General features: G+C 69.5%; 12 protein-coding genes and 5 pseudogenes. 8 read left to right on the top strand and 9 right to left on the bottom strand.

Annotated features, from left to right (window positions below; translation table 11 throughout):
• Window positions 1–412: 412 nt before the first annotated feature.
• A complete protein-coding gene (locus tag ACZ4N4_RS27855; RefSeq protein WP_467594318.1) occupies window positions 413–1081 on the bottom strand; it encodes a Type 1 glutamine amidotransferase-like domain-containing protein in 669 nt (222 codons plus the stop codon).
• Between the two features lie 169 nt (window positions 1082–1250).
• Window positions 1251–1567: pseudogene (locus ACZ4N4_RS27850) on the bottom strand (NF041680 family putative transposase); the annotation flags it as partial.
• Window positions 1568–1620: 53 nt separating this feature from the next.
• On the opposite strand from ACZ4N4_RS27850, the pseudogene ACZ4N4_RS27845 reads away from it, so the two are divergent.
• The 4 genes and pseudogenes from ACZ4N4_RS27845 to ACZ4N4_RS27830 form a co-directional block, all read left to right on the top strand.
• Window positions 1621–1974, top strand: a pseudogene (locus ACZ4N4_RS27845) (transposase); the annotation flags it as partial.
• A 299-nt stretch (window positions 1975–2273) separates the two neighbouring features.
• Window positions 2274–2753, top strand: coding sequence for a hypothetical protein (locus ACZ4N4_RS27840; RefSeq protein ID WP_467593485.1), 480 nt, complete (start codon window positions 2274–2276; stop codon window positions 2751–2753).
• A gap of 54 nt (window positions 2754–2807) precedes the next feature.
• The gene (locus ACZ4N4_RS27835) at window positions 2808–3131 is read left to right on the top strand and encodes a hypothetical protein (protein WP_467594375.1); all 324 of its coding nucleotides are present in this window, start codon (window positions 2808–2810) and stop codon (window positions 3129–3131) included.
• A gap of 415 nt (window positions 3132–3546) precedes the next feature.
• Window positions 3547–3783: pseudogene (locus ACZ4N4_RS27830) on the top strand (esterase); the annotation flags it as partial.
• Between the two features lie 77 nt (window positions 3784–3860).
• Here ACZ4N4_RS27830 and ACZ4N4_RS27825 read toward each other — a convergent pair.
• Window positions 3861–4325 (bottom strand): DUF5134 domain-containing protein, encoded by a 465-nt coding sequence (locus tag ACZ4N4_RS27825; RefSeq protein ID WP_467593482.1) that lies wholly within the window; start codon window positions 4323–4325, stop codon window positions 3861–3863.
• Between the two features lie 216 nt (window positions 4326–4541).
• Window positions 4542–5006 (bottom strand): cupin domain-containing protein, encoded by a 465-nt coding sequence (locus ACZ4N4_RS27820; RefSeq protein WP_467593477.1) that lies wholly within the window; start codon window positions 5004–5006, stop codon window positions 4542–4544.
• 291 nt (window positions 5007–5297) lie between these two features.
• Here ACZ4N4_RS27820 and ACZ4N4_RS27815 point away from each other — a divergent pair, with 291 nt between their 5' ends.
• From ACZ4N4_RS27815 to ACZ4N4_RS27805, 3 genes and pseudogenes are all read left to right on the top strand, one after another.
• Window positions 5298–5720, top strand: coding sequence for an OsmC family protein (locus tag ACZ4N4_RS27815; protein ID WP_467593474.1), 423 nt, complete (start codon window positions 5298–5300; stop codon window positions 5718–5720).
• Window positions 5721–5903: 183 nt separating this feature from the next.
• Window positions 5904–6425, top strand: a pseudogene (locus ACZ4N4_RS27810) (GNAT family N-acetyltransferase).
• 45 nt (window positions 6426–6470) lie between these two features.
• Window positions 6471–7276: pseudogene (locus ACZ4N4_RS27805) on the top strand (enoyl-CoA hydratase-related protein); the annotation flags it as partial.
• Window positions 7277–7475: 199 nt separating this feature from the next.
• On the opposite strand, the gene ACZ4N4_RS27800 reads toward ACZ4N4_RS27805, so the two are convergent.
• The 5 genes from ACZ4N4_RS27800 to ACZ4N4_RS27780 form a co-directional block, all read right to left on the bottom strand.
• On the bottom strand, window positions 7476–7820 hold the full coding sequence (locus tag ACZ4N4_RS27800) for a DUF3099 domain-containing protein (protein ID WP_467594315.1): 345 nt from the start codon (window positions 7818–7820) through the stop codon (window positions 7476–7478).
• Window positions 7821–7946: 126 nt separating this feature from the next.
• Entirely contained in the window at window positions 7947–8138 is a 192-nt protein-coding gene (locus ACZ4N4_RS27795) for a hypothetical protein (protein ID WP_467593470.1), read from the bottom strand.
• A 91-nt stretch (window positions 8139–8229) separates the two neighbouring features.
• Window positions 8230–9126, bottom strand: a complete 897-nt coding sequence (locus ACZ4N4_RS27790; protein WP_467593466.1) for an RNA polymerase sigma-70 factor — start codon at window positions 9124–9126, stop codon at window positions 8230–8232.
• A 194-nt stretch (window positions 9127–9320) separates the two neighbouring features.
• Window positions 9321–9527 carry a hypothetical protein gene (locus ACZ4N4_RS27785; protein ID WP_467593462.1) on the bottom strand — a complete coding sequence of 69 codons (207 nt, stop codon included), beginning with the start codon at window positions 9525–9527 and terminating at the stop codon, window positions 9321–9323.
• 98 nt (window positions 9528–9625) lie between these two features.
• Window positions 9626–10426 (bottom strand): class I SAM-dependent methyltransferase, encoded by an 801-nt coding sequence (locus ACZ4N4_RS27780; protein WP_467593460.1) that lies wholly within the window; start codon window positions 10424–10426, stop codon window positions 9626–9628.
• A 269-nt stretch (window positions 10427–10695) separates the two neighbouring features.
• Here ACZ4N4_RS27780 and qcrB point away from each other — a divergent pair, with 269 nt between their 5' ends.
• Entirely contained in the window at window positions 10696–12042 is a 1347-nt protein-coding gene (gene qcrB, locus ACZ4N4_RS27775) for a cytochrome bc1 complex cytochrome b subunit (RefSeq protein WP_467594312.1), read from the top strand.
• Window positions 12043–12208 lie beyond the last annotated feature (166 nt).

Genomic DNA, 12208 nt, shown 5'->3' with positions numbered 1-12208 from the left:
CAGTTCGCGTACCCCGAAGTCAAGGCCGATCCAGGACTCCGGATCCGTCACATCGAGCGCCTGGTCGGGAGCAACTCCGGCGGCCAGTCGCCTGACGGCCTCGTACGACTCGTCTTCGCTGGTCAGCATTGGTGAAGCCTAATCACCGCCCGGCAGATCCTTTTGTGGTGGGGTGCAGGCGGCGATAGGTGCGCCGAGTGGGCGACGGCTTGCGGGGGCTTCGCGCCCTTTTATCGGAGCAGGTCACTACCGGAGCCAGAGCCGGATGGTGGCGAGGGTGAGGGTGCCGGGGAAGATGTAGCCCTCTTGTCGTACCGCGCCGTCTGACGCAGGTGCTCACCCCGGCAGCTCCGCAGCAGCGCACTCCTGGGCGACGCACTGCCCTGTCCGCGGCTCTCCACCACGCGTTGAGTCACGGATGGAACCGCCACCGGCCTTCAGAAATGACATCCACCTTGCCGTCCCTGACGCGAACGGCCGTCTCGTCGTCGATGAAGTAGATCGGGAAGTCCGCTCGCGCAGCGATGCGATCAGCCCAGGCGTCGTCGCGCTCGGGGAAATCCGGCGAGTACAGGTGGGGCTTGAGATACCAGTCGAAGAGGCCGAACGGCGGCTCCACGGTCGTCGCGCCGAGCACGTGGAGGTCCGCGGCATCCCCGATGACATCGGTGGAGTGTCCGGTGAGATTCCGGCTGAAGATCATTGATCCGGCGCTGACCCCCACATAGACCCGGCTCTCCAGAGCCTTCAGGAAGCCGTCGGCCAGGCCGTTGCCGGTGATGCTGCGCGCGAGGTGGTAGTGGCTTCCGCCCTCGACATAGATGACGTCGGCGTGGAGCAGCCGGTCGAGCACCATCTGCCGGGGCAGGCCGTTCAGCTCCAGGACGTCGAACTCCCGCCAGCCGAGGCCGTGCAGCCGGTTCAGGTCAGCGACGAACCACCCGTGGTCCCCGGGCTCGGCGACCGATGCCGTGGGAACGAACACCACGTTCGCCGATCCGAACGGTTTTCCCAGCATGTCCCGCAGTGCGTCCCGCAGTGTCTCGTTGCGCAGGCCACTCGCCGTCAACAGAAAGTTCATCGGGCGAGCCAAGCACGGCTGACGGGCGCGCGCAACGAACCCGGGATCCACCATCATCGGCAGGGCATTACCGCATCAGGAACAGGCAGGTGGAGCCGAGTGGTCCATCGAGGCCTGGCCGTGTGGGTTTCGGCGCATGGACAGGCAACTCAACGTCGGGCGGAGGTTCCTGAACCCAGCCCAGCGTCTGCTTGGCCATCCGGACCGTGTGCTCCAGACCGAACCGCCGCAGGAATGCCTGCCGGCGCGGATCGACGCACTCACCGGTCGTCCCGGTCCTGGTGGACCACAGCCGGACCGGCAGCGGGTCTCCACCGCCGGGCAGCTGGTCGACCTGCGGTCGGATCAAGGTGCCCCCGACGAGGTTGAGTTCGCCGTCATGGCCGATCCAGGTCGAACGGGCGGGAGGCGAGGGTGGTCAGGGTCCCAGGCCATCGTCCGCGCGGTGCCGTAGCGGTCGGTGCCCTGTGTGATCGCCACGTCCGGCGCACTCCGAAAGCGGCTGACACAATGAGGTAGATCGGTACTGATCGCGGTGTCTGAGGCGGGAGTTGAGCGTTCGGTCGGGTGTGGAAACGTCGCCGTGGATCGTGTCGGATGAGCTGTGGGATCACTTGGAGCCGCCGCTGCCGCAGCGTGAGCGCAGGTTCCGGTATCCGGGCCGCAAGCCGTTGCGGGACCAGGACGTGCTGTGCGGCATCCTCTACGTGCTGCACACCGGCATCCAGTGGGAGTACCTGCCGCAGGCCCTCGGCTTCGGCTCGGGCATGACCTGCTGGCGCAGGCTGCGGGACTGGAACGAGACCGGCGTGTGGCAGCGGCTGCACGAGGTTTTGTCGGCCGAACTGAACGCGGCCTCTCGGTTGCACTGGTCCCGCTGCGTGGTCGACTCCTCGCACGTCCTCGCCCGGCTCCACAGCTTCCGCCGCCTGCCCACCCGCTGGGAACGACACGACGACGTCCACGAAGCGTTCCTCGAACTCGGCGTCTGCCTGAGCACCCACCGCCGCGTCCAACGCCTTTGTCAGGGACAGCAAGGGGGGTTGGCCACCCGGCGCACTGGGCCATGGGCGGAGAGCATCGGCACCATCCGCCGGGGTGGTTTGCCCAGAGGTCTCTTCGATCAGCCGTATGACTGCACCTATCTTCGGAGCGTAGTCAATCGACCACGTTGAGTGAAATGGGATCAGGGATGCGTCCGACGTCCATGGGCCGACTGGCGGCCGTCGCCTCGACGGGCCTGCTGCTGACCGGAGTGGTGAGTGCCGGATCAGCTCAGGCGCAGTCCGCTGCGCAGGCGCGGTACCCCGGTGGGCTCGTCACCTACTCGATCGAGTTCTCCAACCCTCAGGAGAAGGACGACAACAACCTGCCCGAACCTTACGGGCGGGTCTTCGTGAAGGATGACGGCCTGCGGCAGACCACTCTGTGGGAACACCCGGACCTGGACATCAACACCCCCACCGTGCCGCGCTACCCGGAGGCCGGCGTCACGCACAGGTTCGCCGACCAGCTGATCAGCGAGGTGTGCGCCTACGTCGGCGAGGACGACACCGGCTACAACGCCGACGATGTCCTCGCCCAGGGCTGCGAGCCCTTCCACGGCCCCGGTGCGTACACCGTCCCCGGTCCGGACGGAGAGGTGACCGTCACCGTGTACCACATCGGCTGATCCCCTCAGTACACGGATGCCCTGCCCTCCTTCCGGGGCCGGGGCATCCCTGCTGTGGCAGCACCTGACGGATATTTCCGGCAGGCTGCTCGGGGCGGCGGTCATCAGCTCTCCGTCCACGGGCAGTTGCCCGTCGGTGGCCGTCCGGGAGCGGGACTGCCGGTGCAGTTCGGTGGTGTGGAGCGAATGGTCATCCCGGTGCTCGACAAGACCCTGCCGACGGTGGCGGCCTGCCTGGACGCGATGTTCCGGAGGCTGGGCGGGGTCCCGACCTACTGCCTGACCGACAACGAGAAGGCCGTCACCATCGAGCACGTGGCCCCGGATCGCGGCAGCCGTCGATGTCTGCGGGCCACAGCCTTGTCGGACAGCCAGTGACCCAAAGGGCGATGTCGTCGGGAAACGGCGGAGGCGTCAGGGCGTGTCATGATTCCCTACGAGCGAGGTGTCCGAGGGGCCGCTCTGACAGGGCTGACCGGACAGACGGCGATCGTGTGACATCTCGTTGTGCAGCGCCACCCGTGCCGCGCCGCATCCTGGGTGCTGGCGCGTAACACCGTCACACGCCTCAGGCAGACGCTGGGAGGCATGACCGTCATCCATGGCGGACACGTGGATCTCTAATTGACGGCACGCTGCTGCTGAGCCCCTCCGATTCCGGCGGCGCGACGGTCCGTCGGCAATCCGGACGGGAGGACGTGCAATTCCTTCGAGCGTGTCACATCGAACCTACCGGCCCGGTCCTACGGGATGAAAAACCCCAGAAGCCTCGCTACCGTCGAAGGAGCATGCCGTGAGCGATATTGTCCTCGAACCCGCAGCCCGGGATTTCGCCGACGCGACCGCCAAGCCGCCGCTGTTGTACGAACTCGGAGTCGAGGGAGCGCGCAAGCTCCTCGACGACGTACAGGCGCAGCCCATCGAGAAGCCGGACGTGGACGAGAAGTGGATCACGGTTCCCGCCGGCGTTGGTGACGTGCGCGTGCGCATCGTGAAGCCGGCCGGCAGCACCGGTGTCCTGCCGGTGATCCCCTCCGGAACCTCCAGACCGCGGTGAACACCGTTTGGGCTCGCCACGAGCGCAAGTTGACGGAGGCTCCGTGCGGATCAGTGGGGCATGAGCAGCATGATGCTCGTGCCCAGCGCCATGGATCCCTCCCAGAAAGGTGCGTACGGCTCGTGCCGATCGATCGAGCCCGCGGTCTGGTCGGGCCGGGTACAGCGGCCGGGCAGGACGCGGACCAGTGACGACAGGGCGTACGCCAGGAGACACAGGGCCAGTGCGCTGGTGACCGTCTGGCCGGTAGTCGAGAGGTGTGCCGCATGGCCGGGCATGTCGACGTGGTGCGCGGTCGGCGGACCGGCGAGGTTCTCGTGTGGCGGGCCGGGCTCGGCGTGCGACGGCCACTCCATCCAGGCCATCCCGATCGTGGAAGGCAGTCTCCTGGCAAGGGCGGCGAACCGGGACTCGTAGTGCCGGCGGACGGCGGTCAGGGGGAACCAGACGGCTGCGGCCGCGACGAACGCTGCTCCAGCGGGGCGGGGCAGTGGTGGATCGTGGCTCCACGGCATGCCGCCATGGTGGAAGCCATGGCGGCATGCAGCAGTTGGTCTCCACGTTCGCGCCATCCCGCCCGGTGGGACGCCATACCCCGGTGCACTCCGTGCACGGCGACGGCCGAAAAGAGCACGGTCAGCATCACGTGAACGAGGTCGGAGGCGTCCGTGGCCGCTCGTCCCCTCCTGTGTGGCGGTGTCCGGTGGGCGGGATCGTCTGACGGCCGCGGATCAGGCTGTGGGCCGCGGAGCGCGCAGATGTGCGCGCTGCTTGAGCTCCTCCTCGTCGACGAGTTCGAGCATGGGCTTGCCCGGGGCGCACATCATGGTGACCACGAACTCGGTCCTGGCGTCCTCCAGTGCATTGCCGTCCTGGTAGTGGATGGCGTCGCCGCCGGGCTCCCAGAACGTGCCACCTGCCTCGACGACGCGCTCGGGCTCGCCCTCGAGTTCGAAGCGGACCGCGCCCTTGAGGACGTATCCGAACGCCGGTCCGGAGTGGCGATGCGGCGGAGTTCCGGGGTCGCCGGGCTCCCACGCCACGTGGATGGTCATCGCCGAGGCGCCCTCGGGAACCGTGATCGGCGCCGCGTCCTGGAGGAGCGTGGCCGCCCTGGTCCAGCTCGGCCCGTCCTCACCGCCGGTCCCGTGACCATGGTCGCCGTGACCGTGACTGTGCTGCGCATTCTCTGACACTGTGACGCACCTTCCGTGACTCGACAGCGCCCCGGACGGTACATCGGCCGTCCGACGCGTGGTGGTGCCGGTCTTCGCAACCACCTGCTTCCACCTCCACTGACCGGACACGGGACAGATCTGTGACGGCGTGACGCGCAGCATCACCGTTGTGCCGGCGCCGTTCGATGCGTGTGTCACACCTACGTCCTGTGCGGTGTCCTACTGGCAGCGCCGTAGCAGTCTGCGGGCGTCCTCGCCCGCACGTGCTCTCCGGCCGCTCCCACTTCTGACTCCCGGAAAGGCCGACCGATGTCCGCCACCACACGTATCGTCTCCGTCCGCGAGGGCAGTCGGCTGGCCCGCACCGTCGCGATCGGTACGCACCTGGTCAGGTCCGACGAGCCCGAGCCCGTCAGCTCCGACTGCGGGCCCACTCCTGGTGAACTCCTCCTGGCCGCGCTGGGATCGTGCACGTCGATGACCGTGCGCGCGTTCGCCGACCGGCACGAGTGGCCCTTGCGCCAGGTCGACGTGGACCTCGAATTTGACGCCGACGGTGGGATCGTCAAGAATGTTCACCTGTCGGGCGATCTGGAGCCCGCCCAGGCCGAGCGGCTCCTGACAGTGGCTGGGCGGTGCCCGGTTCAGCGGCTGCTGACGGGAGGTGTCCGGGTGAAGACCGTGCCCACGGTGTGGCAACGGCCGACCGAGAAGCCGGGGCAGTCGGCGTGATGACCGGCTGCTCGTCGGTTGGCCTGGAAATCGATCGCGGCGGCGAGGTTTCAGGACGTTCCGTCGGTGAGCACGCGACCTGCTCAGCGGCGACCTGGACCGCATCGAACGCCTGCCACCGACCCCCGCTGAAAGAGCGGGGCGCCCATTCTGGCCTGTGCGAGGATCTCGGCGTGAAACGATCTGCGCTTCCGTCTCGCCGAAGAGACCGACCTTGCCGCTCTCGTGCGACTGCGTGACGACGCCGCCCGCTGGCTGCTTGCCCGAGGCATCACCGGTCAGTGGCAGCGAGGTCAGCTCGGTGTGGACCACCTCCGCAGGCATGGTCAGTGGTGAGGCCTGGCTCGCCGAGTCTGACGGCCGCGTGGCCGGGGGCTGGGAGCTGTGGTGGGATGACGAGGATGCGGGGGGTCACAGCCGCCGGTGGCCGGCTGCGTGCACCGGCTGATGGTGGATCGGAGTAACGCCCAGCCTGGGACGGGGCGGTTCCTGCTTGGTGCGGCGGAGCGCCGCATCGCCACGATGGGTCGGGCGTTCGTGCGTCTGGACTGCCTGTCCGGCAACGCGCGCCTGAACTCCTACTACTTGCAGGCCGGTTACCAGGACGTCGGCCACAAGGAAGGCGAGCCGCAACCGGGCGGTGCACCCAAGTCGATCACTCTCATGGAGAAGCCCTGCGAGGTTCCGCTCGCACTGCCCTGTTGACCACCACGCACATGCCCTACGAGGCCGTTGAGGTTGTGGATTGTGATGACCGGCGGGGCAGGTGTGAGGTCGGTCGTGCACATGTGTGTTACACGCGTCTCATGTGGAGGAGTGCGGCAGGGACACTCTGCTCGGCAGCGTGATCACGCGGGGTGCCGATGCCCGGGGCACCGACGCTCGCGCGCCCGGACCGACACCGGACGACGGAGTTTCGTCGGTAAAGGTCCCCAGCACACTCCGCTGCGGCCACATCCCGCCGGCGGCGTGTCGACCAGTCCGGACGCGAAAGTGGGTACGGGCTCACATGATAGGCACCGGTGCCGTGTCCCGGGATCCGTGTCACACCTTTTGTTCCTCGCCGCTCGATGGGGAGACGGCCGCCGTGGAGCGACCGCGCACGGCGGCCGGCGCGGCCACGCACTGACCCGGTGGGCCGAAGAGTTCCCGAAGCCCGTGATCGTCGCGGTCAACGGCCTCGCCTGCGGCGGTGGTTGTGAGATCACCGAGGTCGCCCCGCTCGCGAACTGTGCGGAGCACGCGACGTCCGCCAAGCCCGAGATCTCCCTCGGCTTCCCGGCTCCGTTCGGCGGTTCGCAGCGCCTGCCCGGCACATCGGCCGCAAGGGCGGCCTGGAGAGGATCCTGACCGGCGACCCGATCCCGGCCGCCCGAGCCGCCGAAGTGGGCCTCGTCAGCGCCGTCGTACCGGCCGGCGAACTCCTCTACGCCACGCGCGACCTGGCCGCACGGATCGTCCGCCACGCACCGACGGGCGAGGCGGCCTGCCTGCGCGCGGTCGCCCGCGGCATCAACCTGCCCATCGACGAGGGCCCGGCCGTAGAAGCGGCTTCCTTCCTCACCACGGTCCCCACGGACGGCGTCCGGACCGGCCTGCGACGCTTCCTCGACCGGGCGGCGCTAACCGGCCGGCCTGACGGAGACCCCCGGCCACAGTCGCCCGCACGATCCGGACCGCGCCGCGGAGGCACCGGCGCGACTTTCCGGCGTACCGCGGCTCGATGGCCGGACGTCGGGCTTGACCCAGACCTCCTCACCCATGGCGAGCATGCGGAGACGTCGTCGTACGTGCGCCGTCGCGCAGCGGGGAGATCATCGGGCGGGAGGGGGCGGGCTCGAAGGTCGGCAGAGGTGTGGCATCACTCTTGCGGCCCGCGTTGGCGACGACGACAGCCGCGCAGGGCAGCAGGATTCCGAGCACCAGGGCGACGAGCGCGACGTACCGTTCGACGTTCCACAGGGTGGCCGCCAGGATCACCGAGAGCGTGCGCACGGACATGGAGGCGATGTAGCGGCGCTGACGGCCGCGGACGTCCTCGTGAAGTCCCTGTCTCGCTGTGGTGATGCGGAAGACCTGGATGCCGCCGCGTTTCGTGATCACGTTCCACCGCCCGTCCGGGCCCGGGCACCTTGCCGTGCCGGGCGCCCTCGGAAGTCGTCGTACTGACATCCGTATGGACAGCGTTGACCCAGCATGTGTGACAGGGGCCCGTGTCGCGTCGCCTCAGTGGCCGTCAGTCGGCGACATCGCCTGCAGGCGGGTGTGGCTCGCGGATCCCGGTGCGGCCGTGTAGACGACGAGCCGGGACGGCGGATCGGTGAACCAGCGGTAGTTCGCGCTGCGCGCCCGGCCGGTGGGGGCGGTCCCGTCGCCCAGCAGCGCTACGGCGGGGCGGGTCTGTACGGGGGGGCTCACCGAGATGGTTCACACTCCACCGCACATCCGCACGGCCGTGACCGGGCCCGCCCGGGTGGCCGTCGGGACCGCCGCGAGGTCGGTACGGCGTTCAGTCGCTCAGGGATGCCGCGTACGGCAGGAGCTTGGCCGGGTTCATCACCCACATCAGCCGGTCGATGCCGTCGACGGAGACGTCGACGGACAGCAGGGCCACGGCCTCCCCGTCGGACGACACCAACACCGCCGGGCGGCCGTTCGCCTCGACCCAGCGGATCTCCTTCCCCGGCCAGAAGCGCGGCGCGAAGGCGGCGAGATACCGCGAGACGTGCAGCCGTCCGACGACCGGGATCCTGGACGCCCCGCGGATGCCGCCGCCGTCCGAGTAGCTGACCACGTCCGCGGTGAGCACGTCCTCCAGCACCGTCAGATCCCCGGTCCGCGCGGCGGACAGGAGCACCTCGAGGAAGCGCCGATGGGCTTCCGGGCTGACCTGCTCCCGGCGTTCGGCGGCCAGGTGCCTGCGCCCGCGGCTCACCAACTGGCGGGCGTTCGCCTCGCTGGTCTCCAGCATGTCGGCGATCCGCGCGTACGGATAGTCGAACGCCTCTCGCAGCACGTAGGCGGCGCGCTCCACCGGGTTCAGCTTCTCCATCAGCAGCAGAACGGCCATCTCCACGGCCTCGCCCCGTTCGGCCCCGAGCTGGGGGTCGTTCTGGGTGTCGACGGGCTCGGGAAGCCACGGCCCGATGTAGGACTCCCGCCGCACCCTGGCCGACTGGGCCACGTTGATCGCCAGGCGGGTCGCGGCCGCGGCCAGGAAGGCGGCGGGCTCGCGCACCTTCGAGCGGTCGGTGTTCTGCCACCGCAGCCAGGTCTCCTGGACCACGTCCTCGGCCTCCGCCGCGCTGCCCAGCACGCGGTAGGCGATGCCGAAGAGCCGAGACCGGACCGTGAGGAAGTCCCTCGTCGCTTGATCGAGGGCCTCGGATCCGGCGCCGCCGTGCATGAAACGTCCCCTCCGACCTGGTCACCGCCCATGTTAACAGCGTGTCCCCAGCACACTGCTCGACAGGTGTGACTGCTCGGAGGTGCGCACTCATGTCGTGACACACGCTGTCATTCGACGTCATCTGCTGTGTCCGCGCGTTCCTGACGGCCGCGGGCCCGGTCGTCGCGGCGGCACTCGCCGACCGCCCGACGTCAAGGAAGCCGGCCGCGTGGGTTCGACGGGGAGGGGGCGTCGTCCGGGCCGGAGCAGGCCGGGCCGCGCAGCCGCGCCAGGCGCTCGGTCGCCGCCCGGATGTCGGCATCGAGCATCTCGATCGCTTCCCCGAGCAACACGGCGTGGGCCTCGAGAGCGGCGGCCTCGTCTGCCAGGGAAAGCCTGATATCGGGGTCCAGGTGCATGGCGGGCGTCCTTTCGGCGGATGGTCTCTACGGCCGTCGTCGGCCGTCACCCACCTTGACCGGGCTGCCGGCGCGCCTGTGACAGCAGGAGGGGGAAGTCACCGCGGGTCCCTGAGCGTGACCGCCAGGACGGCCGGATGGTCATGACCGGGGAGCGGCGCGAATCCGTACGTGCGAAGGTCGGCCAGGGTCCGTGCGCGGGACGCCGGCCACATCCAGAACGTCTCGGTGCCCGTGCGGAGGACATCTTCCGCCGAGCGGACCCAGTAGTCGACACGGGTGCGGATGCGACCCCCGTCGGCCGACATCACCATGCGTCCGCCGTAGACGTGCTCCCCGACCCGCTGCTCGGGCAGAGCCCGCAGGACGCGGCGTACCGGAAGACGGTCTGGCGGCAGCTCGACGAACAGGCGCCCGCCGGGCACCAGGGCCGAGCCGACCATGGACCACACCTCGCGCCGCGCGTCAGGGGCCAGACAGGCGGCCGTGTTGTGGCAGACGGCCACGTCCGCGACCGCGCGCAGCGGGAACTCCGTCATCGGGTACGGGTGCACGGTCACCCGTTGTCGCAGTGTCGCCGGCAGTGCGGCCAGACGAGCCATCAAGCCCGCGCGCATGGCACGCGCGGGCTCGACCGCGTGCACGGCGGCCGTCGATTCCGCCAGGCTCATCAGGGTGACCCGTCCGGTGCCCGCGCCCACGTCCAGCACGGCGAGGCGGGCCTTCGCCACCTCGGGCGCGTAGAGACGGCGAACGCGCGCCTCGTCCCGTTGGGCCTGCAGGATGTCGTAGAACTCCGCGGTGACGGCGTAGGGGTCGGAATCGGTCGGGCGGTGGGTGAACCGGCTCTGACAGGGCGCATGTCCAGCAAGACAGTGTGAGGACTCCGCATGTGACACAGCCCGTACGTGTCACAGCTGTCTGCTGTCGACGGTCAGATGGGGACAACAGTCCGCGTACCACGCCCCGTCAGTACCACCGTGGACGACTCGCAACGAACCCGTGCAGAGCGTGCGCGCCGCGAAGGCGTCAGCGAGGCGGCTCGCGGGCGCGGAGCGCCGGGCGTGGCGGAGAAAGGAACGGTGAAGAGATGGGCGACGACAGCGCCCGGCCCGCCGCCGGACAAGACCGGACCGGGGAGTAGCTCGCCGCATGGGCCGACAGCCGCCTGGACTCCCGCGGCGCGGCCTACGCGTCGACCCTGCGCGTCTCCTTCGACGTCCGCGGCGGTCTGCTCATCCGGCAGGCCCACCACTGGGCGGCGCTGATCTTCCTCGCGTCACTGCTGGTCCACCTGCTGCGGATCTTCTTCACGGGCGCGTTCCGCAAGCGGGAGATCGGCTGGCTGGCCGGGTTCCTGTTGCTCGTCCTCGGCATGGTCGCGGGCCTGACCGGCTACGACCTGCCCGGCGACCTGTTGTCGGGCACCGGCCTTCAGGTCGTCAACGGCACGATCCTCTCCCTTCCGGTCGTCGGCACCCACCTGGCGTTGCTCTTCTTCGGCGGCGAGTTTCCCGGAGGCGACCTGATCGCCCGCTTCAACACCCTGCACACCGTGGTCCTCCCCGGAGCGATGGTCGCCCTCATCGCTCTCTGCGTGGTGCTGGCAGTCCGTCACAGGCCCGCTCAGTACCCGGGCCCCGGCCGCACCGACACCCGGGTGACCGGTCTGCCGCCGCGAGTGAACGCGGCCAAGGTGACCGCCTTCTCCTTCCTGGTCGTCGGCGTGATCGTCCTCCTGGCCGGCATCGCGCAGATCAACCCCGTCTGGCACTACGGACCCTTCCGGCCGGACCAGGTCTCCGCCGGCTCCCAGCCGGACTGGTACATGGGAGTCGCCGACGGACTCCTGCGGGTAGTGCCCGGCTGGGAGGCCGACCTCTGGGGACACACCCTGGCCCTGGACGTCCTCCTGCCCCCGCTGGGCGGCGTGCTGATGTTCCTCGCGCTCGGCGCCTACCCGTTCGTGGAGGCGTGGGTCACCGGCGACGACGGCGAGCAGGACCTGCTGGACCGCCCGCGGAACCGTCCCGTGCGCACCGCCCTGGGATCGGCCTGGATCAACGTCTACCTCATGGCCCTCGTCGGCGCCGCCAACGACGTGATCGCCACCCATCTGCACCTCTCCGTGAACGCCGTCACCTGGACGATGCGCATCGGGCTGTTCGCCGCTCCGGTCGTCGTCTTCGTCGTCGCCAAACGCTGGGCCCTCGGCCTGCAACGGCGGGACCGCGACGAGGTTCTGCACGGTCGTGAGACCGGCACCGTCGAGCGTCTCCCGCACGGCGCGTACGTCGAAGTCCACGAGCCGCTCGACCGGGCACGGCTGCACACGCTGACCGCGCATGTGCAGTACCAGCCCCTGGAAGTTCCGCCGCGGTCCACCGGCAGCGCCGCCGCGCGCCGCGTGCAGCGCCTGAGAGCCGGACTCAGCCGCGCCTTCTACGGTCCGGGCACACAGATACCCAAGCCCACCCGGCAGGAGTACGAGGACGCAGGCCACCGTCACACATGACCGGCGAGCGTCCAGCGGGACGTCACGGACAGCCCGGTTCTGCACACCGAACATGCCGGGCCCGCGCCTGACACGACAGGCGCGGGCCCAACGACAGCCGGGACGGCCCGGGTTCCGCCGATCCGCACCGACGGCCGGGTCGACAGGTCGTATGGGGCGCGGTCCG

It is taken from the genome of Streptomyces sp. NPDC026538, assembly GCF_055567535.1.
Note: the sequence above shows the minus strand (reverse complement) of the source record. Positions and strands in the feature narration are given on the sequence as shown.

Bases quoted from the DNA above. Each gene is read 5' to 3' on its own strand.
- ACZ4N4_RS27855 (WP_467594318.1), bottom strand. From the start codon at position 1,081: ATGAACTTTCTGTTGACGGCGAGTGGCCTGCGCAACGAGACACTGCGG.
- ACZ4N4_RS27840 (WP_467593485.1), top strand. From the start codon at position 2,274: ATGCGTCCGACGTCCATGGGCCGACTGGCGGCCGTCGCCTCGACGGGC.
- ACZ4N4_RS27825 (WP_467593482.1), bottom strand. From the start codon at position 4,325: ATGCCGTGGAGCCACGATCCACCACTGCCCCGCCCCGCTGGAGCAGCG.
- ACZ4N4_RS27815 (WP_467593474.1), top strand. From the start codon at position 5,298: ATGTCCGCCACCACACGTATCGTCTCCGTCCGCGAGGGCAGTCGGCTG.
- ACZ4N4_RS27790 (WP_467593466.1), bottom strand. From the start codon at position 9,126: ATGCACGGCGGCGCCGGATCCGAGGCCCTCGATCAAGCGACGAGGGAC.
- ACZ4N4_RS27785 (WP_467593462.1), bottom strand. From the start codon at position 9,527: ATGCACCTGGACCCCGATATCAGGCTTTCCCTGGCAGACGAGGCCGCC.